This window comes from Prosthecobacter algae (assembly GCF_039542385.1).
GTDB lineage: Bacteria > Verrucomicrobiota > Verrucomicrobiia > Verrucomicrobiales > Verrucomicrobiaceae > Prosthecobacter > Prosthecobacter algae.
Genome location: NZ_BAABIA010000005.1, coordinates 313,320 through 339,201 on the forward strand (window position 1 = coordinate 313,320; position 25,882 = coordinate 339,201).

23 protein-coding genes are annotated in these 25,882 nt (G+C 61.7%); 11 read left to right on the forward strand and 12 right to left on the reverse strand.

Annotated features, from left to right (window positions below):
* Positions 1–75: 75 nt before the first annotated feature.
* The 3 genes from ABEB25_RS13610 (at position 76) to ABEB25_RS13620 (ending at position 4,437) form a co-directional block, all read left to right on the forward strand.
* A complete protein-coding gene (locus ABEB25_RS13610) occupies positions 76–1,449 on the forward strand; it encodes a DUF1552 domain-containing protein (protein WP_345736961.1) in 1,374 nt (457 codons plus the stop codon).
* 252 nt (positions 1,450–1,701) lie between these two features.
* A complete protein-coding gene (locus ABEB25_RS13615) occupies positions 1,702–1,914 on the forward strand; it encodes a hypothetical protein (protein WP_345736962.1) in 213 nt (70 codons plus the stop codon).
* Between the two features lie 912 nt (positions 1,915–2,826).
* On the forward strand, positions 2,827–4,437 hold the full coding sequence (locus ABEB25_RS13620; protein WP_345736963.1) for an ABC-F family ATP-binding cassette domain-containing protein: 1,611 nt from the start codon (positions 2,827–2,829) through the stop codon (positions 4,435–4,437).
* 2 nt (positions 4,438–4,439) lie between these two features.
* On the opposite strand, the gene ABEB25_RS13625 is transcribed toward ABEB25_RS13620, so the two are convergent.
* The 10 genes from ABEB25_RS13625 to ABEB25_RS13670 all read right to left on the reverse strand — a co-directional run bounded on the left by ABEB25_RS13625 (position 4,440) and on the right by ABEB25_RS13670 (position 19,578).
* The gene (locus ABEB25_RS13625) at positions 4,440–12,410 is read right to left on the reverse strand and encodes a M36 family metallopeptidase (protein ID WP_345736964.1); all 7,971 of its coding nucleotides are present in this window, start codon (positions 12,408–12,410) and stop codon (positions 4,440–4,442) included.
* Positions 12,411–12,783: 373 nt separating this feature from the next.
* Positions 12,784–13,230 (reverse strand): thiol-disulfide oxidoreductase DCC family protein, encoded by a 447-nt coding sequence (locus tag ABEB25_RS13630; protein ID WP_345736965.1) that lies wholly within the window; start codon positions 13,228–13,230, stop codon positions 12,784–12,786.
* Positions 13,205–13,672, reverse strand: coding sequence for a hypothetical protein (locus ABEB25_RS13635; protein ID WP_345736966.1), 468 nt, complete (start codon positions 13,670–13,672; stop codon positions 13,205–13,207). The genes ABEB25_RS13630 and ABEB25_RS13635 overlap by 26 nt, the downstream gene beginning before the upstream one ends.
* Positions 13,673–13,738: 66 nt before the next feature.
* Entirely contained in the window at positions 13,739–14,131 is a 393-nt protein-coding gene (locus tag ABEB25_RS13640; RefSeq protein ID WP_345736967.1) for a hypothetical protein, read from the reverse strand.
* Positions 14,132–14,162: 31 nt separating this feature from the next.
* Positions 14,163–14,324 carry a hypothetical protein gene (locus ABEB25_RS13645; protein ID WP_345736968.1) on the reverse strand — a complete coding sequence of 54 codons (162 nt, stop codon included), beginning with the start codon at positions 14,322–14,324 and terminating at the stop codon, positions 14,163–14,165.
* A gap of 68 nt (positions 14,325–14,392) precedes the next feature.
* Complete coding sequence (locus tag ABEB25_RS13650; RefSeq protein WP_345736969.1) at positions 14,393–14,914, reverse strand: GbsR/MarR family transcriptional regulator; 522 nt, start codon at positions 14,912–14,914, stop codon at positions 14,393–14,395.
* Between the two features lie 164 nt (positions 14,915–15,078).
* Positions 15,079–15,729: a hypothetical protein gene (locus ABEB25_RS13655; RefSeq protein ID WP_345736970.1), complete on the reverse strand. Its 651-nt coding sequence runs from the start codon at positions 15,727–15,729 to the stop codon at positions 15,079–15,081.
* 155 nt (positions 15,730–15,884) lie between these two features.
* Positions 15,885–18,092 (reverse strand): hybrid sensor histidine kinase/response regulator, encoded by a 2,208-nt coding sequence (locus ABEB25_RS13660; RefSeq protein ID WP_345736971.1) that lies wholly within the window; start codon positions 18,090–18,092, stop codon positions 15,885–15,887.
* The gene (locus ABEB25_RS13665) at positions 18,089–18,976 is read right to left on the reverse strand and encodes a CheR family methyltransferase (RefSeq protein WP_345736972.1); all 888 of its coding nucleotides are present in this window, start codon (positions 18,974–18,976) and stop codon (positions 18,089–18,091) included. Before ABEB25_RS13665 ends, ABEB25_RS13660 begins: the two co-directional genes overlap by 4 nt.
* 98 nt (positions 18,977–19,074) lie before the next feature.
* Positions 19,075–19,578: an MscL family protein gene (locus ABEB25_RS13670; protein WP_345736973.1), complete on the reverse strand. Its 504-nt coding sequence runs from the start codon at positions 19,576–19,578 to the stop codon at positions 19,075–19,077.
* A 148-nt stretch (positions 19,579–19,726) separates the two neighbouring features.
* Between ABEB25_RS13670 and ABEB25_RS13675 the strand changes: the two genes are divergently transcribed.
* Genes ABEB25_RS13675 through ABEB25_RS13690 form a run of 4 tightly spaced genes read left to right on the forward strand, consistent with a single transcriptional unit; the run spans position 19,727 to position 21,712 of the window.
* The gene (locus ABEB25_RS13675; protein ID WP_345736974.1) at positions 19,727–20,524 is read left to right on the forward strand and encodes an SDR family oxidoreductase; all 798 of its coding nucleotides are present in this window, start codon (positions 19,727–19,729) and stop codon (positions 20,522–20,524) included.
* Positions 20,525–20,547: 23 nt separating this feature from the next.
* On the forward strand, positions 20,548–20,919 hold the full coding sequence (locus ABEB25_RS13680) for a low affinity iron permease family protein (protein ID WP_345736975.1): 372 nt from the start codon (positions 20,548–20,550) through the stop codon (positions 20,917–20,919).
* A 5-nt stretch (positions 20,920–20,924) separates the two neighbouring features.
* Positions 20,925–21,473 (forward strand): lipocalin family protein, encoded by a 549-nt coding sequence (locus ABEB25_RS13685; RefSeq protein WP_345736976.1) that lies wholly within the window; start codon positions 20,925–20,927, stop codon positions 21,471–21,473.
* Positions 21,474–21,502: 29 nt separating this feature from the next.
* On the forward strand, positions 21,503–21,712 hold the full coding sequence (locus tag ABEB25_RS13690; protein ID WP_345736977.1) for a hypothetical protein: 210 nt from the start codon (positions 21,503–21,505) through the stop codon (positions 21,710–21,712).
* A 78-nt stretch (positions 21,713–21,790) separates the two neighbouring features.
* Here the strand turns inward: ABEB25_RS13690 and ABEB25_RS13695 are convergent, their stop codons facing one another.
* A complete protein-coding gene (locus tag ABEB25_RS13695) occupies positions 21,791–21,931 on the reverse strand; it encodes a DUF3309 family protein (RefSeq protein WP_345736978.1) in 141 nt (46 codons plus the stop codon).
* Positions 21,932–22,051: 120 nt separating this feature from the next.
* Here ABEB25_RS13695 and ABEB25_RS13700 point away from each other — a divergent pair, with 120 nt between their 5' ends.
* The 4 genes from ABEB25_RS13700 (at position 22,052) to ABEB25_RS13715 (ending at position 24,103) form a co-directional block, all read left to right on the forward strand.
* Positions 22,052–22,639, forward strand: coding sequence for a type 1 glutamine amidotransferase domain-containing protein (locus ABEB25_RS13700; RefSeq protein WP_345736979.1), 588 nt, complete (start codon positions 22,052–22,054; stop codon positions 22,637–22,639).
* A gap of 63 nt (positions 22,640–22,702) precedes the next feature.
* Entirely contained in the window at positions 22,703–23,161 is a 459-nt protein-coding gene (locus ABEB25_RS13705; protein ID WP_345736980.1) for a hypothetical protein, read from the forward strand.
* A gap of 79 nt (positions 23,162–23,240) precedes the next feature.
* Complete coding sequence (locus ABEB25_RS13710) at positions 23,241–23,672, forward strand: response regulator (RefSeq protein ID WP_345736981.1); 432 nt, start codon at positions 23,241–23,243, stop codon at positions 23,670–23,672.
* Between the two features lie 29 nt (positions 23,673–23,701).
* Positions 23,702–24,103 carry a PGPGW domain-containing protein gene (locus ABEB25_RS13715; protein WP_345736982.1) on the forward strand — a complete coding sequence of 134 codons (402 nt, stop codon included), beginning with the start codon at positions 23,702–23,704 and terminating at the stop codon, positions 24,101–24,103.
* A 64-nt stretch (positions 24,104–24,167) separates the two neighbouring features.
* Here ABEB25_RS13715 and ABEB25_RS13720 read toward each other — a convergent pair whose 3' ends face one another.
* The gene (locus tag ABEB25_RS13720) at positions 24,168–25,826 is read right to left on the reverse strand and encodes an ABC1 kinase family protein (RefSeq protein WP_345736983.1); all 1,659 of its coding nucleotides are present in this window, start codon (positions 25,824–25,826) and stop codon (positions 24,168–24,170) included.
* Positions 25,827–25,882 lie beyond the last annotated feature (56 nt).

A 25,882-nucleotide genomic window follows, 5' to 3' on the forward strand; every position in this document is an offset into this window, starting at 1 on the left:
CGCAAGTCCCCTGGCGCAAAGCCTGCTTTTGACTGATAATAAAGGCTGCCCCGGCGACGTATCCCTCTCTTCACGATGTCCAAAATTCTTTCCCGTCGAACTGTCTTGCGTGGCCTGGGGGCCACGGTGGCGCTGCCTTTCCTGGATGCCATGCGGCCACGCGCGGTGCGGGCGGCCGCGGCGGTGAAGGCCCCCACGCGCATGGGCTTCCTGTTCATGCCGAACGGCGTGCGGGAAGATCGCTGGACGCCGGAGGGGCAGGGGACGGACTTTAAATTTTCGCCCATTTTGAGCCCGCTGGAGGCGCACCGGAAGGACATCACCGTGGTGACGGGCCTGGGCAACCGCGCCTCCCTGGCCGGGGACGGGCACTACGCGAAGACGGCGAACTGGCTGACAGGCACGCCCATCGCCAAGACCACGGGCAAGGACCTGCACTGCGGCATCTCCGTGGACCAGGTGCTGGCCAAGGAAAAAGGGTATCTCACACGCTTCCCCTCCCTGGAGCTGGGCACGGAGCCGATCATGAGCGGCGTGGACCGCAATGTGAACTACACCATGCTCTACGGCAGCCACATCGCCTGGCGCACGCCCACCAGCCCCATCCCGGCGGAGATCAATCCGCGCTTCGTCTTTGACCGCCTCTTCCGCGAGGATGCCGCCCAGCGCCAAGCCAGTGCCGAGGAAAACAAAAGCGTGCTGGACCTGGTGCTGGCCGATGCCAAATCCCTGCGCGCCAAAGTGGGCAAGGAGGACCAGCAGCGCCTGGACGAATACCTGGAAAGCCTGCGCCACATCGAGCGCCGCATTGATGCCGACATCGCCCGCGTGGCCAGCGGGGAGAACCTGGACCCGGCAGCGAAGGAAGCGATGGCGCGCCTGGACAAACGCATCGCCGAGGCCATGGCCGCCAACCCCAAGGACGCGGGCTCCCGCCTGCGGATGGACCACACGGAGCACTGCCGCCTAATGCTGGACCTCATGGCGCTGTCCTTCCAGACGGACAGCACCCGCACCAGCACCTTCATGTTTGGCTGGGCCGTCAGCGGCAAGAATTTTTCCTTCCTGCCCGGCGTGGAGGGCGGCCACCACCAGCTCTCCCATCACGAGGGCAAGGCCGACAAGCTGGACGCCTACGAGAAGATCAACCGCTGGCATGTCGACCAGTACAGCTACCTCATCGACAAGCTGAAAAGCATCCAGGAAGGCGAGGGCAACCTGCTGGACAACAGCCTCATCCTCTTTGGCTCCAGCATCCGCGATGGCAACAAGCACGACCCTCGTAACCTCCCCCTCGTCCTTGCCGGTCACGGCGGCGGTGTGAAAGGCGGCCAGCATGTGGTGGCGGCCAAGGACACCCCGCTGTGCAACCTCTACACCGGCATGCTAAATCGCGCCGGAGTCGAAACCCCCTCCTTCGGCGACAGCTCCGGCATTCTGGAAGTGTAAGCCTTGGCGCGAGGCTACGCCAGCAGGCGAGGGGAGCGCGGAGACTCCTCTCCGCATCCATTCATCCGCGGCGCAGCCGCCAAGATCCTTCCATGAACGGACGGAAACCCAAAGCCCCACGCCCTGGCGGGCGCAGCTACAGGCTGTAGCTGCCCGCGCCAGCGGGTGGTCCGGCGGATGCTCTCACATCCGCGAACTTCCCCACGCCCCCAAGGAGCGGGACTTGCCAAGTCCCGTTGCTTTGAACTCCGAATGTCCTCACGTCTCCACCTCCTCCAAAGCCCCACGCCCTGGCGGGCGCAGCTACGGGCTGTAGCTGCCCGCGCCAGCGGGTGGTCCGGCGAAGGCTCTCACGTCCGTGAACTCCCCCTCGCCCCCAAGGAGCGGGACTTGCCAAGTCCCGTTGCTTTGAACTCCGCCTGTCCCCACGCCTCCTCCAAAGCCCCACGCCCTGGCGGGCTGTAGCTGCCCGCGCCAGCAGGTGGTCCGGCGAAGGCTCTCACATCCGCGAACTTCCCCACGCCCCCCAAGGAGCGGGACTTGCCAAGTCCCGTTGCTTTGAACTCCGCCTGTCCCCACGTCTCCACCTCCTCCAAAGCCCACACCCTGGCGGGCGCAGCTACGGGCTGTAGCTGCCCGCGCCAGCGGGTGGTCCGGCGAAGGCTCTCACATCCGCGAACTTCCCCACGCCCCCAAGGAGCGGGACTTGCCAAGTCCCGTTGCTTTGAACTCCGAATGTCCCCGAGCCCCACGCCCTGGCGGGCGCAGCTACAGGCTGTAGCTGCCCGCGCCAGCGGGTGGTCCGGCGAAGGCTCTCACGTCCGCAAACCTCCTCCAAAGCCCCACGCCCTGGCGGGCGCAGCTACAGGCTGTAGCTGCCCGCGCCAGCGGGTGGTCCGGCGAAAGCTCTCACGTCCACGAACTTCCCCACGCCCCCCAAGGAGCGGGACTTGCCAAGTCCCGTTGCTTTGAACTCCGCCTGCCCCCACGTCTCCACCTCCTCCAAAGCCCCACGCCCTGGCGGGCGCAGCTACGGGCTGTAGCTGCCCGCGCCAGCGGGTGGTCCGGCGAAGGCTCTCACGTCCGCGAACTTCCCCACGCCCCCAAGGAGCGGGACTTGCCAAGTCCCGTTGCTTTGAACTCCGAATGTCCCCTCCCCTGCGCCTAACCAAAGACGCACGCGCAAGGTGCCATCGGCGCAATGAAGCTGGAAAAGAGGACGCCAAGGAGCTTCGCGGCGGCTGTCCGCTCAGGGACTGAGCGGGCTACCGTTCTCCGCCTGCGACAGTTGAAAAGCCGCCCGCTCCCCCCCTCGTTTCTCACCTTTACAAAACAAGCTGCAAACCGCTCCGCCCGTGCTACGGTGGCGATTCCCACATGCTCACCCTCCGCGACGTCACCAAGACTTTCAATGCCCGAACGCTGTTCACCGGGGCCAACATGACCGTGAACTACGCCGAACGCGTGGCTCTCGTCGGCCCGAACGGTGCGGGCAAGTCCACCCTGTTTTCCCTGATCCTCAAGGAGGATGAGCCGGACGCGGGCGAGGTGATCCGCGATGAGTGGACCACCCTGGGCTACCTGCCGCAGGAAAGCGAGCCGGTCGGCGAGGAGACCATCCTGGACGTGGCCACGGGCAAGGCGGGCCTGATCGAGGAGCTGGAAAAGATCCTCCGCGAGTACGAGGAACGCGGCGATGTGGCGGCCCCGGAATACAACGAGGCGCACTCCAAGCACGATGCGCTGAATGATCCCCAGGCCGAAGCAAAGGCGAAGAAGATCCTGAAAGGCTTTGGCTTCAAGGAAGAGGATTTCAGCAAGCCCGCCCGCGAATACTCCGGCGGCTGGGTGATGCGCGCTCACCTGGCCCGCATCCTGGTCATCGAACCCGATCTTCTCCTGCTGGATGAGCCCACCAACCACCTGGACCTGCTGTCCCTGATGTGGTTTAAGAATTACCTGAAGAACTATCCGGGCGCGATCCTACTGATCTCCCATGACCGCGACTTCATGGACGAGCTGATCGAGACCGTTTACGAAATCGAAGAGAGCAAACTGGTGCAGTACCAGGGCAACTACAGCGAGTACCTGAAGCAGAAGGAAGCCAACTGGGACCGCGCCTACCAGGCCTGGAAAAACCAGCAGAAGGAAATCGAAGCCATCCAGGAATTCATCGACCGGTTCCGCTCCGTGACCTCCAAAGCCGCGCAGGCGCAAAGCCGCGAACGCCAACTGGAAAAGATGGAAAAGCTGGACCGGCCACGGCCCCTGCGGAAGGCCTTCCGTTTCAACTTCCCGCAGCCACCACGCGGTGGCCAGCGCGTCATCGCGCTGACGGACATCCATCAGGCCTACGGCGAAAAGAAGATCTATCAGGGCCTGGACCTGGAAGTGGAAAAGGGCGAGCGCACCGTGCTGGTGGGCCCCAACGGCGCGGGCAAGTCCACCCTCATCAAGATCATGGCCGGCGAGGTCCCCTTCCAGAAGGGCGAGCGCCGCTTTGGCACGAACATCAAGATGGGCTACTTCTCCCAGCACCGCGCCGATACGCTGGACCCAGAATGCACCATCCTGGAAGAACTGAAACGCTGTGCGCCGGAGCTGCGCGAAGACGATGCCCGCAGCATCCTGGGCAGCTTCCTGTTCAAGCGTGAAGACGTTTACAAGAAGTGCAAAGTCCTCAGCGGTGGCGAAAAGAGCCGCCTGAACCTGGTGAAGTTCCTGGTGGATCCGCCTAACCTACTTTTGATGGATGAGCCGACGACGCACTTGGACATCTGGGCCATCGAGGGCCTGATCCTGGCGCTGCAAAAGTTCGAAGGCACGCTGGTCTTCATTTCGCATGACGTGCACTTCATCCGCAGTCTGGCGACCAAGGTGCTGCACATCAATGCCGGAGTGGTCACGCCTTTCAGCGGCGGTTACGACTACTACCTGGAGAAGACAGGCGCCGAAGAGAATGCACGCGCAGCCGTGATCGCGGGCTGAGGTCAGTCCACCCCCACCTGCACACGCACGAACTTGGCCCTCTGCAGGCCGAGTTCAGGCATCACCCGGACCTGCACGGTCTCGGTGAAGCCGTCGTCATTGGGCGTCACGGATTCCTCCACCACATCCTGGCCGGAGGCATCCCACTCGGTGAGGTTTTCACTCGTTTCCACGGTGTATTGCAGGCCGCTGCGTTCGATGTGGCGGCGGTAGGTGAGCAGCAGGGATGCCTCCCCTGTGACCAGGCTTCTCCGCTGAAAGGCATGCGGCAGCCCCGACGAGCCCTGGCTCACGGCGGGCGGGATGCCCAGGGCATGATCCAGCAGATCCGCGATGCCATTGCCATTGTGATCCCCCGCCGGATCCGCGATGCGGTGAATGCGGCTGATGACGGTGGTGCTGTTCGGCGGGCTGGCGCGGTCCGTCGCGGTGATGGTGAAGGTGTGCGCCCCATCCTGCAGGCCCGTGAGGGACTGCTGCCAGGCGGCATAACCATGGATGCTCAATAAAGGCTGGCCATTGACGGTGACGGAGGCCAGGCCGCTGCCCGCATCTGAAGCCAGACCCGCGATTTCTGCCGTAGTCCCGGAGATGTGGCGGATGGCGGGCGTCAGCAGCTCCAGCGCAGGCGGTGTGGAATCCTGCGTGGATGAAACGGTGGCGGAAGGGGCGGAGTAAACAAAGGCCGGCAGCGGCAGGTGACTGACGGACCAGGACAGCGCACCCGCAGCCTCGCCTGTCACACTGCTGGTTAGGCGAGCACGCAGGCGGATGGCGGGGATGTCCGCCCCGCCGGTCAGGGCATGCAGATCCGTGCCCGATGGCACCGCCGTGGCCAGCACCTCACCGGACGGGGCCAGGATATCCACCGCGACAGCCGTGTGCAGCGGCTGCCCAGGGCTGAAAACCAGCGTGCCCCAGCGATGCAGCGAGGCGGGCTGGATCACGGGCGATTCAAACGTGCCCGCACTGGCGGCACCGATCTCGCTGGAGCTCCAGGTGACCTCTGCGGCCGTCACGGCCTGCGTCCAGGTTTGCGGAGCTACCGTGCCCACGGCCACACGGCTGCGGGCGCGATAGTGATAGGTCTGCCCATCCACCAGACCGCCGAAGGTGTAGCTGGGCGCAGGCAGCCAGGGGCTGAACTGGGCCTGGGTAAAGGCGGCATCCACAGCGGCCTCCACCTGAAATTCCACCTCGCCAGCGACGGCAGGACCGAGCACCTGATTCGCCACACCGGAGGTGAACAGCGGCTCCGGATTCAGCACGGGCACAGGCACCACCAGCCCCCCAGGGACCGTGGCCGGATTCACATCCAAAGGCGGCGACAGAGATACCAGCCCCCCGGGCGTGGTGATGACGAGAACCACGCCCCCACGCGCCTCCCCCAGGCTGATGGCACCTACCCAAGTCCCCTGCACAAAGGTGATGGGTGCCGCCGGAGTGACGGGCAGCCCATAGGCCCCGGAACGGGCGGTGAGAAGGGCCGTGCCATGGTAGGGGATCAGCGCCCCGGTTTCATCCACAGCCGTCAGGGTGAGCTGGATCTCTGCGCCCTGCACCTGGGGCGAAGCGATGGGGCTGGCCACGATGCGCGCAGGCTCATCATCCAGCACCTGCACCGCCACCGCGCAGCCCAGCAGACCCTCGGCACTCACTCGGATGAGCGCGGCCTGCTCGCCATCGCGCAGCAGATCATCCACGGGCGATACCTCAAACGAAACAGCCACCTCCCCCGCAGGAATGACCACCGTCGCAGGGACGGTCGCCTCGCCGGGATCGCTGGTGGTCAGCTCCAGCACCGTCGGCACAGGGCGCGGGCCAGAAAGGCTGAGGGTGATCTCGCTGGCCGTGCCGCCTTCCCGCAGCGGCGCGGGCTCCGTCATCACCATCTGGCGGCTTTCATTGTCCAGCACCTGGACGCTGGCCGTGGCCGCCTGCACTCCGTTCGCACTTGTGGTTAGGCTGATTTCCTGGCTGCCGTCGAGGATAGGATCATCCACCGCCGAGATGGCAAAGGTGGCTGTGTCCTGACCCGCTGGAATGCTGACCACGCTGCTGACGACGCCCAGTTCCTCCGGACTGGCGGAGGCCAGATACACGGGCACGGCCTGTGCGAAAAAGGAGGACAGCCGCACCGTGACCGCCGCCGCCGGATTCCCCTCTGTCACCGAGGCCGGGACGGACAGGCTCAACGAGGTCACCTCATCATCCAGCACGCGGATGTTGTGATAGCTCGACGGTCTGCCAGTGGCCGTGACGGAGATCACCACGGCCTTGCCCAGATCCGTGATCTGGTTTTGCGGCGCGCTGATCATCGCCGTCGCGGTCGTCTGCCCAGCCGGAATGATGAGGGGGGAATTCAGAATGCTCAGTCTGGCTCTAGCATAACTGGTTAGGCTCACCGTGGTGCTGGTGGCGGAGGCCGTGGGCAGGGTGATCTCCACCGGCACATTCAGGCTGCCCTCCATAATCACCGGCGGCAGGGCCACCCTGACCGCCGAGACGGGATTTGCCCGGATGGCGATGCCATCAATGGCGATGCCGTCGCTGCCGATGGCCTGATCATCATACTGTGAAAAGCGGATCTTAAAGCTGGCGTTGTAGCTCCACCCCAGGTGCTGAACGATGGGGTCCAAATACACCCGCGTGGCCAGGCTGCCATAGCCCGAAGTGAGCGTGGTGAAGGAGGCGATTTCATGCCAGGTCACCCCGTCCTGGCTGATGGCGATGCCATCAAAATTGGCGTCGGAAGCCAGGGTGCCCAGCGGCCCACTGGGCTGGGCGGGGTGGCTTTCATCCTGAAACTCCTTCGCATACCATTCCACGGAGACATGGCTGCGCCCCGCCAGATTCACCGTCAGCGTGGGGCTATTGCGAACGAAGCTGCCGCCCGTGGTCGTGGGCGCATCCAGCGTGAGATGGCGGCTGCCCAGGCGCGGGGTGTAGGCCGTGGTCACTTGCGCCCGTGCCGTGGGGCTGCTGTCCGCCGTGCTCCACTGCGGCCCCAGGCTGCCCGTTTCAAAACTTTCGAAAAGCACGAGGTCCGATGCTGTAAACACCGGCGGTGTCATGAACCAGATCGGCGAGCTGAAACCCACCACCCCGGACGGTGCCTGCGCCCGCAGCCAGACGGCATTGAGGGGAGATTGCGGGAGGAAGGTCTGCACCGCCGCCGTACCTGCGGTGAAGGCCAGGGGCGAATCCGCCACCGCCCCCATGTTTTGCAGCTCATACAGCAGCAAGGTGGGCAGGCTGTTGCTGCGGACAGGCGCGGGCCCTGTCGCCGCCGTCCACGTCAGGGGATCGCCATGCAGGCCGTCGCTGCTGCCGGAGATCATCCGTGTGGAGGCCGCCGGACTGCCGCGCACCAGGGTTTCCGTGTTCTGGGAGAGGTTCCTGAACGAGATATCCACCAGCAGATTCTGCACGCCGTTGTAAAAGAAGGGGCGCGGAAAGGTGGCCTGGCTGCTGCCGAGCAGAAAGTCGGCATCGCTATAAACAGTCGTCCAGCCGTTCTCCTCCCAGGTGGCCCCGGCCAGGTTATCCAGGTTGCTGTGCTTCAGCCGAATCGTGAAGGAACGCAATGACTTGCCCGTGCTGCTACTGCTGAGATCCAGCCGCCCCAGCCACCGAGCGACGGCCCCCAACTCCGCCGCCGTGTAGAGGATCTGTACGCGCGAATCCGACGCCGTTGTGTTGTACACACTTGAGATGTTAGGCTCCACCGTGGTGGGGCCCACCGTCCGCGTTAGTGCCGCCATCCACGTATCCACCACCGTGGCTTCCTGATAGCTGGCGATGGCCACGCCCTGATCATCCACCGCCGTCACGCTGCCACTGATGGGGACATCCGGCAGCGTCTGCGCTGGCAGGCCCGTCCACACAAAGCCATCGTGCTGCACCGCCTCCACCGCAAACGGCGCACTGATGCCCAGCCGCCCAGTCGCATCCGTGGCCGTGAGCGTCATGGACGGAGACGTGCCCGTCACCACCAGTGAAGCCACCGCCACGCCCTGGGAGAACTCCGACAGCGTGGCCACATAAAACGGCACAGGCCCCGATGCCGAAGCACTGATGAAGTCCAGCCCGCCACGATGGCCGGTGATCACCTCTCCCTGCACATCCAGCGCCGTCAGCGTGGCCATAAAGGGCTTGTGCCGCTTTTGCGGTGAAGCGACCATGCTGAAGCTGTAACGGTCCACCTCATTGTCCGCCACAGTCACCGTCCGACTCGCAGCGGCATAACCAAGGATGCTCGCAGAAATGAGCACCTGCTGGCGGCCATCGCGCAGGTCATCATCCAGCACGGTCACTGGCACTACCACCTGGCTCTGCCCGGCAGGAATCGTCACCGTCGCAGGCACGGCCAATTCCGAAATATCGCTGCTGGCCAGTTGCATCACTACATCGGTGGCATGCAGCGTGTTCACCGTTGCCGTCAGGGTCAGGGCACCGTCTCCTTCGCTGGCTGAGTCGGCCCCCGTGAGCATCACCAGCGGGCTGTCATCCTCCGTCAGCATCACCTCGCATTCACCCGCGCTCCAGCCCGGAACCGTCGCCGTCAGGGTCACCGTCCGGTTGCCCTCGGCCCAGGCATTGTTCGGGGCGCTCATCGTCCACGTCACTGGCGTGGTGCTGCCAGCAGGCAAGGTCACCACCGCTGGCAGCGATAACCCCGGCACGGAGGACGTGAGCCGCACCTGCACATCCCGCGCAGGCGGGCTGCTGACGCTGAGCTGGCCCGTCACGGGCAGAGCTCCTTCGTGGACATTCGCAGGCGCAGTCAGCACGAGCGTGGCCGATTCATTGTCCGTCACCGCCAGCGTTTTCACACCAGGCGCAATGCCGGGCGAGGAGGCCGTGATGACCACGCTTTGGCTGCCATCCACCAGAGCATCATCCATGGGCTGAAGGGTGAAGCTTTGACTGACCTGCCCAGGCTGAAACGTGAGGGTGGCAGGGACCACCGCAGCCGTGGCATCGCTGGAAGTGAAGGTGACCGTAACTGGCTGCGGGCGAGGCGCATCCAAATGCACCAGGCCCGTGATCGGCGCGGCATTTTCCACAACCGACTCGGCCAGCTCCAGCCTGAGCTCCGTCTGCGGCTCCGCCAGAAACTGTACATCATCCACATTCCATCCGGCATAGTTGCCCGCATTGGCCAGGGGCCGGTAGCCCCAGCGCACCTGCACCCCCTGCCGCCCATCGGCCAGGGAGGAGATGTCATAGTCCATCGGCTGCCATTCGCCATCCGTAGTCTCCGTGCTGCCATTGACAAACACCTCCCGCCACGGTGTGCCCTGCGACCGCACCTCCACCGTGATTCGATTGTTTGTTAGACCGGGCGCATTCAGCCAGCGCTGGAAACGCAGCCGGGTGCTTTTGTAAGCGGTGAAATCCAGCGCCGCCGAGGTGAGGTAAAAGGGGCCGCCAGCGGTGCTGCTGGGATTGCCAAAAAGGCTGGCCCCATAGACCTTCGTGCCCGTGGCCCCGGCGGTGGGATCCGGCTGGCCACTGCCGCCGGTGACGATGCCACCACTGCCCGCAGGCACCCCATGGGCCCACTCGCCCGTCGTGGTCCAGCCCGCCGGGGCTTCGTCCATCGTGAACTCCTTCACCACCGGGGCTGCCACGTAAAGGCGCACCCCCACAGGCTGCGTGAAACCTGTGGCCAAATTTTGAAACACCACCTGGCCGCTGTGAAAACCCGCCCTTTCCGCCCCGGCCTGGGCACGCACCGTCACCACCACCTCCGCCCCTGGTTGCAGGCTGCCGCCAGCAGGCGTGCACACCAGCCAGGGCACCGTGCTCGCTGCCGTCCAGGCAAAGGGTTCCGCTCCATCATGGCGCAGGGTCAGCCGATGCTCCGCAGGGGCAAAAGGGCCGCTCTTGCTGCCCGTGATATTCCACCCACTGCGGTCGCTCAGTTCGAGGGAGTCCGGGACGCGGTAAGATTCCGTGATGCCCGTGGTGCTCGTGCTCGCAGGTGCGGTGGCCCCTTCCCCCAATCCGCGTTTGGCAAAGGCGGTCCACACCTCCCCGACATCTTCGGGATGGTTCACCAGGGCAGCCTGGAGGATACCATCCCGCGCCTGCACAAAGTTCGGGTTGGCAGGGCCCAGCTTCATGCCCTCGGTGACCAAAAACAGCGCCCTCTCATTGCCAGTGGCAAAGCCGTGTTTCATGACCAGATTGGCCCGCATCTCCCACAGCATCGTGCACCACACCGTGCCCTGATAATGCACCTGGGTGGCATCCTGAGTCGCTGCGTGCGTGGGGCTGCGCAGCACATCCGTGTGCCAGTCCACCTGCGTGGGATCAATGTCGCGAAAGGTGTGTGGATTCTTCCGCAGGTCCGTGCTGTAGCTGTAGCGCCGCCCCCCATAATAATAGTTTTCGGAAAACCAGCCCATGAGCTGTTTGCGGGCATAGCCCCCATGGGCCCAGTTGCCCTGCGGATTTTCCCCAGCCTCGGCCGTGAGGGCCATGCCGTAAAAGTCCGACCACCCCTCTCCCATGCCGCGGCTGCTCAAGGCCGTGATCGTGACCGAAGGCCCGCCCACCAGCCGATTGCTCAGCCCGTGGGCATATTCATGCAGGACGATTTCGACATCGAAGGTTCCGTCCGTGTCCGGTGTGGTGAAGGTCCAGTTAAACATCTGCATCCGGCCACGGCCTCCATCCACTGGCGTGGAAAAATTCGCGTTGTTCGTGCCGGAACCATCCTGCGCCTCCGCGTTCACGGGATCACTGCCCTCGCCACCCCGGCCAAAATTATCCAGTTGGAAATTGCCCGCCGCTTCCGTGAAGCCCAGTTCGTAGAGGCGGTCGTGAGCAAAGTTGGTCCAGTAAAAAAGCTGCGTCACGGAGGCATCCTTGTGGGTCCAGGGCTCCTGGGTCAGATCCAGCGGAAAATCGAAAACGCGCTCTGGGCCACCCTCCGTGCGCGGCAGGTCGGCCACATTGTCCGCATTGGCATCGGTGTAGGCATCCGCATTGTTGCCGGTGGTGATGTTTTCATCCGCTGCCAGCCAGCCCGCAGGCGAGGCAGCAGGCACCAGCGCGGCGGTTTTCACCAGCGCCCGCTCCACCAGCGGTGGCTGCAGGCTGAAGACCGACTCATGCCCAGGCGACATCGGCGTCGGGCTTTCGGTGGTGAACACCCGATAGCTAGCCTCGGCATTGTAGGCCGTCAGGGACTGGCGCACCAGCACCGCCGCCGTTTCGGCATCCACCAGCACCCGGTACATTTCCCCACGCACTCGACTGGTGAGGGTGACATCCCACGCAAGCCGTAGGGTGGTGGCATCCATCGGCACCCACACCAGGCCCGCCTCCGCATCCGTCAGCATCGCAGCGCGGAAGGTCTGTCGGCGGTCGGGGCGGTCTGCCGGGGGAGCCTGCGCCTTCACCCCTGAGGCGACCACTTTTTCTCCCAAATGCTGCCCGGCCTGGGCCACGGCGGCCTCCACCGTCACAGGCGGGGCCGCCACCTGCGCGGCCCGGCCCTGCCCACCTGCGGCCACCGTAGGCTCGGCGATGAGCTGACTGCCCACATTGATCAAGCTGCCATCTGACGTCAGGTTGGCCTGAAACACCGCCTCAAAAATGTCAATGCCATCCAGTTGCTGATGCCACACTACCTTGCGTGTGCTGCTGCGCGCGGTGCGATAGTCCGTGACCCGCCGCGCCTGCTCCAACACTTCAGGCCCATGGCCAAACAGGTCCCGCTGCGCCTCAAGGAAGCGCAGCACCGGTGCATCTGCATTTTGCTCGACTTGGGCCTCCTCACGGCCTGCCAACAGCGTTAATGCAGATCCGATCCATTTGGGTGACTGACTGATGGGGTCAAAATCCACGGACAGCCCTGGAATCTCCGCCTTCAGCCGGGCCACCGCCCTGGCCTGGCGAAGGGAGATCTGAAGCGCCTGCCCAGCCAGCCTGCTCTGGCGAAGATCGTAGTCAGGCAAGGTGCCCCTCCCCTTATCCTCACTGGATTTGTAGGGGATTGATCCACCAGATCCTTCAGAAGCCCTGATTTCTTTTATTTGTTGATTCCTCGGGTTCAGTAAACTCGGGATGACCTGCCAAAGGACCACTAATAAAGCCAACAGAGCCAGCAGAACTGCATATGGGCGTGTTGGATGAGTTTTCATGGGACGGCCTCAGGCCACATCCCTGTAAATTTATCCTATATATTATAATTTCCACAAGCCAAAACACATAACGGAAGGCTTGTAGCCATCATTTCCCCCAATGTAAGTAATCGTTTTTTATCTTAAGTTCTTATGTTTGCATAAGAATTTAGCACCGATCATTACACTCAAAATATGACAATTTATGTTAGTCAATGAGGTCCAAATCGTGCTGATTGCGGCAGCTCGAGGAGGCTGGTCTAACCTCTGGGACGGCCAAAAGCTCGGCATCCCCTCTCAACTTCAACAGAGCTGACAGTTTGAGACGGTTTTGTGAGACTAAATGCACGATTCGGCGCGCAATGCCCTGCATCGCAGGGGCTGCCAGCCGGGACGACCAGACCCGATACTCGCGCAAAGCCCACAAGCAGACCACCCAGGCCCCCGCCCCCTGCCAGACTTCGCCCGTATCGGCCATGACGAGGATCTCCTGATCGGCCTGCAAATGACGGATGCCCGGAAGCCGCACCGCCGCCTCTGGAGAATCGTAAGGAAGAAACTCCAGCCGGACATACGCAGGCTGACGACTGAGCCACTGCCGTGCCTGCGAGCACAGCCCGCAGCGGGCATCATAAAACAGAGTGAGGGTAGTCATAGGGAAGAGGGGATTGGGGTAGTGACTCGCAATGAAGGCGACTAGGATAACGGCGGACCACATGCAGGCTGGCGACAAGTCCGCACACTGCGGACACAGGGGCCACGATCAGCATTTCACTGGCCTCAGCCCGCAAACCAGGAATGACCATTGGCAAAAACGCACTGAGAAAGCCTGCCAAAGCCCCGCAGCCCGCTGCCTTTCGGGAATCTCGCAAGGATGAGGACTCTTTCACTGCGAGATCCACTGGCAGGAAGATTAACAGCCAAGCAAGGAACACGATCACCGCGCTACAGAGAGTCACATGCATCCAGGAGAAAAGAGTGAAGCTAAAACTGGCCTCCGGAAAACTGAACGCCAAGACCAGCAGGCACGGGTTGCAGGCCACCCATCCCCAGAACATGGCGACGAAAGTGCGACAGAACTTGTGCTTCAGCTTCATGATGATGGTTGGTTAGGCCACACCCGCCTGCACCCACGGGTTCAGGCGGGAAAGCAGTAGGTTTTGTCAGACTTCCACCTTCAGCATCGGTGGCACAGGCGGCGGCATGCTGGCGAGCTGACCACGCCGACGCATTTTGGTGAAGACCACCAGGTTGAAGAAGTGCATGCCGCCCAGCACCAGCAGCACGATGCCCATCTTGCCACTCAGGGTCTCAAAAACTCCCTGCGCCCCGGCCACGCTATCTGAAGTCTTCAAATACAGCGAAACAAAGCCGATGTTGATCAGGTAAAAGCCGACCACCAGGAGATGGTTGACGCTGTCTGCAAGCTCGGTGTTTCCCTGGAAACATTCGACCAGGAAAATACGGCCGTTTTGATGAAGGGTGCGTGCGACCCAGACGGTCATGCCGATGGCAAGGACCAGGTAGAGAGCATAAGTGAGGGTGGTTGCGTTCATGTTGTTGGTTAGGTTTGGGCTTGAAAGGGCATCACCAGGCAAAGAAGGCCGTAGCGCGGTGTTTGGCAGTCGGGGTTTCCGAAGGGAGGAAGATCTCCCAGACGAGGGCACCCAGAGTGCGGAGGTTTTCCCAGGCGGGCGGGCTTGCCGCATCCCGGGTGATTGGCTTGGGCAGTGGAGTGAGTTTGTTCATGAGGTTATCCTTTTATCTATTGTACTTTCAGTAACTTGTGAAACATCTGGGCAAAAAAAGAGACGAGCTTAGCTGAGCAGACGCATCGCCCACTGGAGAGCGGAGGAGTGTTTCATGCCGGAAACGGTGTCTGAAACCTTCATGCCAAATTCGACGAACTCCTGCAGCTCCTTCATCTGCTTGTGGAAGTCCTTGCCTGGGCCCGGACCTTCTTCCTTAGTCTGTTCGGCGCAGTTTTTCAGGACGGACAGGGCAGGATCCAGCTCCCGCCGCTTGCGCTCACGGGCGATGGTGATGAACATCTTCCAGACGTCCTTTTCAGCCTCGAAATACTCGCGTCGTTCGCCTTTTTTCAGCACGCTGCGCACCAGCCCCCAGCCCACCAGCTCCCGTAGGTTGGTATTCGCATTGCCACGGCTCACATGCAGCCGTTCCATGATCTCCTCCGTGTGCATGGCCTCCGGCGCAGTCATCAGCAGCGCGTGGATCTGGGCCATGGTGCGATTGATGCCCCAGTTGCTGCCGAGGGCCCCCCACTGCGCGACAAACTCCTCTCGCGAAGTTTCCCAAGTGGCAGTTTCCTCTTTCATCCTACTTTCAGATAATACTGAAAGTTCATTCCAGCAAGAACAAATGCAGGCAATCTGAAACCGCAGAGACGGTGTCCTTTGCGCCCTGAAAACAAAACGTGCCCGGCCTTTTCAGACCGGGCACGAAGGGCTAGTGGAATCCGGATTCACCGGCCGCTGTCTGATTAAAACTTGAAGCGCACGCCTGCCTGGGCACCGAAGACATCGTCAAAGGCATCGCCATTGTCGAGACCGACGTTGCCGCCAACAAAGAGGTCCACCTGAGGAGCGACTTCGAACATGAGGCGGACGAAGGCATTGTACTCAGAGGTGATGACGTCGTTGCTGTTGTAGGTCACGCCGACGTGGGTTTCGAATGCACCCCACTTCATGCGAAGATGAGGGGTCACATAGACGCCCCAGTCATCCGTGCCGACATCGAAGTCAGCGAGGGAAAGATCGGCATAGCTGGCACCCACTTCAGCGACGAAATGGATGTTTTCCGTGATTGGGATGTACCCACCGATGCCGGCATTGCCCTGCCAGTAGTCGAAGTCCACACCTGCGAAATCAATGTCTGTCCAGGAACCGCGAACGGCGAAGTACAGATGGTTCACAGGAGAGAACTCCAGGCCAATGCCAGCGCCGTGACCGTCCACATCAAAGCCGAGTAAATCGGCCGAGCTGTAGTTATAGCCCAGGGAAAGGTTGGAGTAGGAGATCAGGATTGGCTGCTCCACTTCGGCGGGTGGCTGCGGCGCGATGGGTGCCGTGCCTGCGTGGGCGGAGGCGGCCATCAGTAGGACCGCGAGGGAGGTGAGGGATTGTTTGATCATGATCGTGTGTACTTAGCGGATGGGTTGGTGACAGAGGCCTTGCCTAGCCAATAAAATTGAACAGATGAGGCCCCGCTGTGTTCTAAGGAGAACGTCAGCATGGATAGGATCGCAGGAGCGACCGCCACCGGATGTATCCCAATGAAAAAAGCCGATCAGGCCACCTGCACTTCGGGCAGGCTCAGCACGGAGAGAATGGTGCGACGGAGCTGATTCATTTCAATCGGCTTGATGAGGTGGGCCTGGAAACCCGATTTGCGCGAGCGGTCCACATCTTCCTCCATGCCGTACCCGCTCAGGGCGATGCCACGCAGCCCATGTTGGTCGCGCAGCTTTTCCATCAGTTCATTGCCACTGCCATCTGGAAGCCCCAGATCGCTGATGACGAGGTCAAACCGGTTGGCCTCCGCCTCAGATTTGGCGGCGGTGATTGTGTTTACGGAGGTGACCCGGTAACCGGTGCGGATGAGCAGGCGGGTGAGCACCTGAAGGGTGGCATCGTGATCCTCGACTAACAAAATGTGCAGAGGCGGTACGCTTCCCATCTCCTCCGGTGTGCAGCCTTGTGGAGAGGTGCCATTGCGCCTTTCACCGTTGTTGCTGATGCCTGCCGGTGCCTCCGTGGCGCCAGGAAGCTGAACAATGAAAGTGGCCCCCTGATCCGGCCCGCCGCTTTCCGCACTGATGCGGCCCTGATGCAGGTCCACAATCGCGCGTGCAATGGATAGACCGAGGCCCAGCCCGCCAAAGCGGTGCTCGCCCTCATGTGCCTGCTCAAAGGGCTGGAAAATGCGCTCAATCGCCCCTTGGGCAATGCCGATGCCGGTATCCGTCACCTCGATGCGCAGACTGGGTGCCTCTCCCGCCACAGCTTCATCCCGTGTGCGGATGGTGATCTTGCCGCCTTTGGGCGTGAACTTGACGGCGTTGCGCAGCAAGTTCCAGATGACCTGCTGAAAGCGCGAAGGATCTGCCATGAGCCCGCACTTCTGAGCATAGAATTCCCGCTCCAGCACGAGACCCTTTTCATGGGCATCGTCCCGCACGATCTCCATGGCCAGGCTGATGAGCGAGTGAGAATCGCAGAGCTGCGGCCTCAGTGGTAGCTTGCCCTTGGCGATGCGGGTGAGATCCAGCAGGTCGTCAATGAGACGGGCCTCCAGGCCGATGTTGCGCTCGATCATCCCCAGTTGGGTGCGCACGTCCTCCGGCAGGCGCTCATCTTCACTCAGAGAAGCTGCCGCCATGAGCACCGGGGTGAGCGGGGTGCGCAGTTCATGAGAAAGGGCAGCGAGGAAGTTGTCCTTGGCACGGCTGGCCTGTTCCAGTTCACGCGCTCGGTCCTTGAGCATCTGCTGCCAGTGAGCCGTCTCGGCCATCAGGCCGCACTGCGCGGCCACCCACTCCACCATGCGGAAGCAGTCCTGCGTCCAATGCGTTTCCACCGTGCTGCAGACCACCATGATCCCATGCGTGGCCCCGCCCATGCGCACCGGCGTGGCTAGAATGGAGCGCACCGCCCCCGATGGACCAAACGGAGCCGCCAGCTCAGGAGCCTGCACGAAGTCTGAAACGTAGGCTGTGCGGTCCTGCTCGATGACCTTTTCCCCCAGCGAATCTTTCAGCGGCCAGACCTGCGGGAGTTCCCCCACTTCAGGATTCTTGACATGGGCCACCATCTCCAGCTCTCCACCATTGCGCTGCAGCACGGCCACGGCGGCGGCAGGGCTGCCCAGGATTTTCAGCAAGTGCTGGCAAAGATTGCCCAGGGCCTGTGCCTGGGAGTCCTGGTTGCGCGTGGCATCCAGCATGCCTTGGAGGATGTCTTCCCGGTTGTTCAGCCTCTGGTTCGCCTCCACCAGCTCTTCATTCTGGCGGGAGGCCTCCTCCGACTGGGATTCAATCTCTTCCTTCTGCTGCTCCAGCTCCTCGTTCTGGGCTTTGATCTCCTCGTTCTGCTGGAAGAGCTCTTCGGCCTGGACTTCCAGCTCCGAATTTTGCGCACTGATCACCGCATTCCGATGCTCCAGCCCGTCCCGCAGGCGGATGATGGCGTGGACCACCGCCGCGCCCATGAGACTGTTGAAAATCGTGGCCGCGAGAAACCAGTTCTGCTCCGATGAGGACAATACATGGTCAGGGAGGATCCACAGGATCTTGCTGACCGAGGCCGTGACAAACAGGGCAGCCATCGTCCACACCTGCCACTTCATCCGGGTCCACACGCACACCATCAGCGGCAGCACATAGGTGAGGGGAAACACCATGTCCTGAAAGACATAGGTGCGGATGTAGATCCACAGGAACGCGATGCCAAAGGCGGCGATGGAGGCTGGAAAAGCCGTGGGGCGGGCGAGGCTCATCGGCGTGCCCCTCCTTGTTTTTGGTAGAGGCAGGAGGCCACGCGGGCCAGGCCCAGGCCGGGCGGCGGATAGTCCGCCTTGCCCACCAGCAAGTAGCCGCCGGGTTTCAGTTCCGCCACCAGGCTCTGCCACACGGGGTAGGCCGCTTCGCGTTCCAGATAAATAGCCATGTTACGCCAGAGGATGAGATGCCAGGGACCTGCCTCGGCCCCAGAAAAGAGATTCGCCTGTTTCCACTGAATGCCCTGGCGCAGCCTTTCCTGCACCCAGCCGCCGGTGCGGTCGGTACGGAAATGTTTGCCCCTCACCGCTTCCGGCAGCCGGTCCAGTTCCTCAGGCCGATAGCGGCCCGTCTGGGCGCGACCGATGGCTTCGGCGCGGATGTCCGTGCCCAGCAGCTCGGCCTCCGGCAAGATGCCCAGGTCATCCAGCACACTGGCCACGGTGTAGAGCTCCTGCCCATCGGAGCAGGCCGCACTCCACACCCGGATTTTCTCCCGGGCGGGCAGCCAGCTTTGCCGAAAGTGCCCTTCCGCCTGCGCGAAGACCTCCTCGTCCCGGTAAAAATCCGTCACGCCCAGCAGGACTGCGCCCAGGATCTGCGATCTCGCCTGGGGCTGCGCCCTCAGCCTTGCCACGCCCTGCGCGACATCCGGCACCTGCAAAAAGCGCAGGCAGGCCGACAAGCGCCGCTGCAAAAAACCAGGCCGGTAGGCCCCGCGCGGCAGCCCGGCGAGGTCAAAGAGCTCGCCAAAAAAGAGGTCGCATTCCTCGCTGTTTTCCATCGGCAAAAGACGTGCCGGGCGGCCGGATGGGGACGGCCGGATGGATCGTCCCGGTTTAGGGACTGGCAGGGTGCCTTCAAAAAACAGGTACGCGGACATCGCTTGGGAGGAGGAGGATTCGTCGAGTTTGCTGAAATCAACCCCTCCGACAGGACAACAGGTGCCATCAACTGCCGAAGGAAGCCTCAACAGGCCAGTCATACCGCTCCTTTCAAGCCCCTTTCTTCTTGGCGTTGCATCATATCGCGGATCTCGGTGAGCAAGGCCACATCCGGTGGCATCGCAGCAGGGGGCTGCTCCTTTTTCAGCATCAGGTCCAGCAGCTTGTTCGTCGGTTTCACAATGATGAAAAAGACAATGGTCGCGGTGATCAGAAACCCCACCACCGCCCCCATGACAGAGCCGACATCCAGCAGCACGGGCATCAGCTTTTCGGTTTTTACCTCCACCCCGTTCACCTTCTCCGTCACGGTGGTCATGCGTTCCCAAATCCTAAACTTCAAGTGCGAGGTCCCCAAATCGCTGCCCCCAATGATGGCCAGGATGGGCTCCACCACGCCTTTGGTGAAGGCCGTCACGATGTTGTTAAAGGCGGAGCCGATGATGACTCCCGTGGATAGGCTGACCACGTTTCCTTTCAGGACGAATTTCTTGAACTCCTCCAGGACGGGCGGCGTTGAAAAGTGGGGCAGTATACTCATGGATGACTCAAAGTGACAGGCAGCCCCGTCACAGCGGGAGACTGCCCCATGCAATCGGATGTGCCTGCCCGGCTGCGCGTGCCTAATTGCGGGCAAAGTTGCAGACCGCCCACATCCGCAGCCCCGCCAGACTGCGAACTCTGTGGACATGGACATTCCCCCTGAATCATTGAAAGGAAAAACGGCCCTCGTCACCGGTGCCGGGTCAGGCATCGGCGAGGCATCCGCCCTGGCACTCGCCCGTGCAGGGGCCGCTGTGGCCCTTGTCGGCACCACCGCTGAAAAGCTGGAGGAAACCGCCGAGAAAATCCGCCAGGCAGGCGGCCAGGCCCTCGTGCTGGCAGCCGATGTCGCCAAGGCCAGCGACATGCAGGGCGTTGCCGCCGCTTGCAAAGAAAGCTGGGGGCGGCTGGACATCGTCCACCACAATGCCGGCACCAACGGAGTGTGGGCCCCTTTTGCCGAATTGGAAGAATCCGAGTGGGATGCCACCCTGAATATCAATCTGAAAGGCACCTTCCTCAGCCTCAAACATTGTTTCCCTCTGCTGAGCCCGCAGGGAGGTTCGGTCATCGTCACCTCATCCGTCAACGGCAACCGCATCTTCAGCAATGCCGGAGCCTCCGCCTATGCCTGCTCGAAGGCCGCCCAGTTGGCCCTGGTGAAAATGCTGGCCCTGGAGTGGGCCCAGCATCGCATTCGGGTCAATGTCATCTGCCCAGGCAGCATTGACACCGCCATCCACCAGGAAACCGAAGAGCGGAACCTGGATAGCATCCGCGTGCCGGTCAAATTTCCCGAAGGCAGCATCCCACTGAAAAAAGGCCAATCTGGCACGGTGGAGGAAGTGGCCCAGCTCGTCTGGTTTCTGGCCTCGGACCTCTCCAGCCACATCACCGGGACGGAGATCTACATTGATGGCGCACAGTCGTTGATCGAGGGCTAACTAACCAACAACATCGCAACGCCATGAAAGACTTCTTTGCCAAGATGGCTACCCATGCAGCCCGTGCCCTGGGACATCCCTTTGCCTTCCTGCTAGCCGTCGCCCTCGTGCTCGGCTGGGCGTTCATGGGCCCGGTTCTGGGCTACTCAGAGACCTGGCAGCTTTTTATCAACACCTGCACCACCATCGTCACCTTCCTCAGCGTCTTCCTCATCCAGAACAGCCAAAACCGCGAATCCATGGCCATGCAACTGAAGCTGGATGAACTCATCCGCGCCGTGAAGGATGCACGCAATGAGATCATTGATCTCGAAGATCTTCCTGAAGAGCAGCTCGAAAAACTGGCCGAACAGTTTCGCCGAAAATCCGCTGAATCCGAATCACAAAAGTCCTGAATCCCATGAACCTTCGATGCCTTTCCTTGGTGGCCGCTGCCACCCTCACCGCCGCCTTGCTTTCCTCCTGCACCTCTGGCAAAAATCTGCCGCCTCTGGCAACCGCCGGCCCGGTGGATCTGCAACGTTACTCCGGACTGTGGTTCGAGCAATTCCGCCTGCCCAATTCTTTCCAGAACGATGAGGCCACCGCTGAAGCCCGCTACACTCCGCAGCCCGATGGCAGCGTGCGTGTGGTCAATACCGAGGTCCGCCCCGATGGCACTCGCAAGACCGCCACCGGCACGGCCACCGCCGTCCCAGGCAGCCGCAACAGCCGCCTACGCGTGAAGTTCGACGGCCTCGCCGCTATCGTACCCGCCGCCAAAGAAGGCAATTACTGGATCATCCGTCTCGCCCCCGATTACTCGGCGGCGCTCGTCGGCACACCCGACCGGAAATTCCTCTGGCTGCTCTCCCGCGACCGCAACCTCACGCCAGCCCGCCGCAATGAATACGTGCAAGAGGCTAGGCGGCAGGGCTTTGACACATCCCGCCTTCTCAGCCGCCCCTAGCAGTCTCAAAAACAAACCCAACCCACGTCATGAATCCGAACACCCACCAAGAACCCACCCCTGATCAGGAACCCGACCTGGACGAATTGCCCGTGCACCAGCCGGACGAACTCGAAGACGTGCCCCTGCCCCGCAAGGTCACCCGCGAAACCGATGCCACAGGCGACAAGGAAGACCTGAACCACGGCGACGAAGGCATCGACGATACGCCACCACAGTCGGACGAAATGGGCGACTAGCCTAACCGTACATTCAACAAAAAGGCTGGCCATCCTCGCGGGTGGCCAGCCTTTTTTGCATTTCTCACTCAGGCAGCGCTAGCGGAAAAAGATCACCAGCAGCACTATCAGCAGGATGATACCACCGCTTGGATAGTATCCCCAACCTGAGCTGTATGGCCAGGTGGGCAGTGCACCAAGGAGCAGCAAAATCAAAAGGACTAAAAGAATCGTATTCATGGTTAGGTAGGGTTGACATAAAGAGATCGCGCCCCTCCACCCGATTGGATGTGCATGCTCATTCCAGCCCTGACAAATCATGGCAGCCAATGCGGCGTCGACTCGCGATACCTCCTTGCCATGAAAACACCCTTAGGCACCAAACATGTCGCCATCCTAGCCACCGACGGCTTTGAACAGTCCGAGTTGGAACAGCCTCTGCAGGCCCTCGAAAAAGCGGGGGCAAAAGTCAGCATCATCTCCCCGCAGGCAGGCGAGATCCAGGGCGTGCACCACGATGAAAAAGGCGATACCTTTGCCACCGACATCCGGCTGGACCTGGCCGACCCGGAAGACTTCGACGCCCTCGTCCTGCCCGGTGGCCTAGCCAACCCAGACAGCCTGCGGGCGCTGCCCGAGGCAGTGGCCTTCGTCCGCGACTTCGGCCTCCGCGGCAAACCCATCGCCGCCATCTGCCACGGTCCCTGGCTGCTGATTGAGGCCGGCCTCGTCGAGGGGCGCCGCCTCACCTCCTGGCCCGCCATCCAGACCGATGTGCGCAATGCGGGCGGTGACTGGGTGGATGAAGAAGTCGTGGTGGATGGCCAACTCATCACCAGCCGCCAGCCCGAGGACCTGCCCGCCTTTAATCAAAAGATGATCGAAGTCTTTGCCCAAGGTGAAGGCGAGCCCATGGGAGCCGGGGCTGTGCCGCCGCAAGATGGCTGAAAAGACCACAAATCCTGCACCCGGCGGCATCCGGCGGAAACCAGCCACGCGAAGCAATAGACGATGCAATCTCCAGACCCCGTGCAGCAAAATACTGACGAAGCTCTAAACTCGCAGATCGAAGCCCACGCAAAGCTGCGTGTGGGCGGGATCTCCATTCAGTCCGAGGATGAAATTTCCCGCCGGATCGAAGCTCTGGACCAGGAGTGGGACATCGAACGCTGGTTGCAGTTCAATGCCTCGGCCCTGGCCTTCTCAGGCCTGCTGCTGGGCCTCGTCCGCCACAAAAAATACTTCCTCATTCCCGGTGTGGTGTTGCCGTTCCTTTTCAACCATGCCGTCAACGGCTGGTGCCCGCCCATCGCCGTCCTGCGCCGTCTGGGCATTCGTACTCGGCGGGAGATTGACCATGAAAAATATGCCCTCAAGGCCCTGCGCGGCGACTTTGCAGGCATCCCCCCATTCAGCGAAACCGGTGCCAGCATGACCGCCAGCCAAGCCTGGCAGGCGGCTCGCCCCTAAGTCAGGGCCACATGCCCCCCCAAACTTTATTTTGAGAAACCAGTAAACGCAGATTCCGCCTACACGCCGAATGAGAAAGATGTCTCCTCCAACCTTTCCTGAGACCTCCTCCAGGTCCATCATTCGCATTGCCGTCGTTGACGATCACTCGATCATGAGGGCGGTTTACCGCAGCCTCATTGATGACTCTCCAGAGCTAGACATGGCCTGGAGCGCCGCCACCCTCGAAGAAGCCAGGCTGCACATCGAAAGGGATGATATCCCCGATGTCATCATCCTGGATGTGACGCTGCCCGATGGCACCGGCTATGAACTGCTCCGCGAGATTCTGCACGAATTTCCGAACCTGCCCGTGCTCATGGTATCTGCCCATGAAGAACAGGCCTATGTCACCCAGGCTGCCGAGGCAGGCGCGCGAGGTTACCTCATCAAGGATTCCTCCCCGGCCGAACTCATGGATGCCCTGGAGACCGTGATCAACGGGGAAACCTACTTCAAGTCGGTCGCCTAAACGGCCTGGCATGCCACCTCATTCTGCCCATGTCTGCCTCCACCTTGTGGCACGATTTTAAAGCCAGCCAGCCTGGCCGACGATTTCAGGACTTTTACGAAAAGCGCCAGGAAGACCGCAGCGATGGCCACGGATGGCGGCGGGCTCTGTATGTCGGCCTGGGGGTGGTCATCGCCCTCAGCGGCATCGTACTTCTCGGTATGCCGGGGCCGGGCTTGCTCGTCCTAGCTTTAGGGCTGGCCTTGGTCGCAGGCGAGTCTGCCCTGATGGCACAGGGGCTGGACAGGCTGGAAGTCTGGCTGCGCGCCCTTAGCCAGAAATTCATTCAGTGGTGGCGGCATCTGCGGCCTTATCAGCAATACCTGGGCATTGCAGCCGTCATTGCACTGGCTCTCGGCGCCGCTGGCTGCGTTTACAAGGTGCTGTCCTGAAGCTCCCTGCCGCGGTGCCGGGAGAAAAAGATCTCCCCCGGCAGCAGCAGAACAGTCCTGACCCTCAGGACCTCATGTCACTGCGCATGATCTGCCAGGCCAAAGAAATGCCGCCCCCAGTGGCCAGCAAAAAGAGAAGCATGGCAAAGCCAGGATAACCAAAGAGGCGGAAGCTCGTCTCCACTCGCATCAGCATGGAGGCACCGACGATCAGCGAGGCAAGAATGAGGCCCAGCGTGATGCGGTTCGCCACCTTTTGCAGGCCGGTCATCACCACCTTTTCATCAATCGTGTCCAGATGGATCTTTAGCTTGTTGTTGGCCACCACTTCCAGAAACTGGTTCAGCCTGCCGGGCAGTTTCTCGATGAGCTCTTTGGCATCCAGCACGGAGTTCAGCAGGTTGCCTAACGAAAGGCTCTTCAAAGTTTTCGCCCGCATCAGCTCGGCCGAATTTCGGCGGATGGATTCATTCGGATCAAAGGTGGGGTCCAGCGTGCGGCCCACCAGATCCAGATTCAGCAGGGTCTTGCCCAGCATCGTCAGCTCCTCCGGCACGCTGAGTCCAGTGCGCGCAGCCACCTGGGTCACATGCATGACGATCTTGCCCACCTCCAGATTCTCCACCGTGGCCCCCTGCTGCTGGCTGACGATCTCCGCGATGTCGCGGCGGAAGGCGGCTTCATCAAAATGATCTTTCTCCGTGCCCATCGCCTGCGCCACTGCAGCGGCGCGGTCACTCTGCCCGTCGCTGATGGCCAGCAGCAGCTTTAGGAGCTGGTCCTGCATCTGCGGGCCCACCCGCGCGATCATGCCAAAGTCCAGCAGGGCCACCTTGCTGTTGTCCGCCGTCAAAAAAACATTGCCCGGATGCGGATCCGCATGAAAGACCCCGACGATGAGAATCTGGTGCAGGTAGGAGCGGAAGACTTCCTCCGCCAGCGCCCGCCCATCCACCTCCATGCGCACGATCGGGTGCAGCTTGGTGATCTTGGTGCCGTCCACATACTCCATCGTCAGCACCCGGCCAGAGGAGTAGTCATCAATGGGGGCCGGAATCACCAGACGGGTAAAATCTGACAGCTTTTCGCGCATCAGCTTCATCGTCTGCGCTTCCTGGCGGTAATCCAGTTCCCGCAGCAGCGCCTTGCGCAGTTCCCCCACCATCTTGGTGAATTCAAAACGACGACCGGTGTCTGTGTGGCGATCCAGAAACTCGGCGATTTCTGAGATCGCCGCCAAGTCGGTCGCCACCAGTTCCCGCACATCCGGGCGCTGCACCTTCACCGCCACCTCCTGTCCGCTGCGCAGCACCGCGTAGTGCACCTGCCCTAGCGAGGCCGCCGCCATCGGCACCGGATCAAACGATTGAAAGGCCTTGGAAATGCGCGCGCCGATCTCCACATTCACGATGGCCTCCACTTTTTCATAAGGGAAGGGCTGGATGTTGTCCTGCAACATGCTCAGGGCCTCCATGTAGGCAGGAGGCACAAAGTCGGATCGGGTGGAAAGCAACTGCCCCAGCTTGATGAATGTCGGCCCCATCTGCTCCAGATCCTTGGCCAGTTCACGCGCTCCCGGCGGCACGGGCGGCGCGGGTGCAAACTCCAGCGGATCATCCACAATCGGTGCCGCTTTCACCAAGTCTCCGTGACCGTATTTGATCATCAGGCCCAGGACTTGTTTATATCTTTTTAGGTGTTCCGGATGAAGGGAGAGTGTCATAGTAAGCGTGTCGTGCATTTGGCCATCGTGCCTCGCCCGTCGCTTGGTCGTACCAT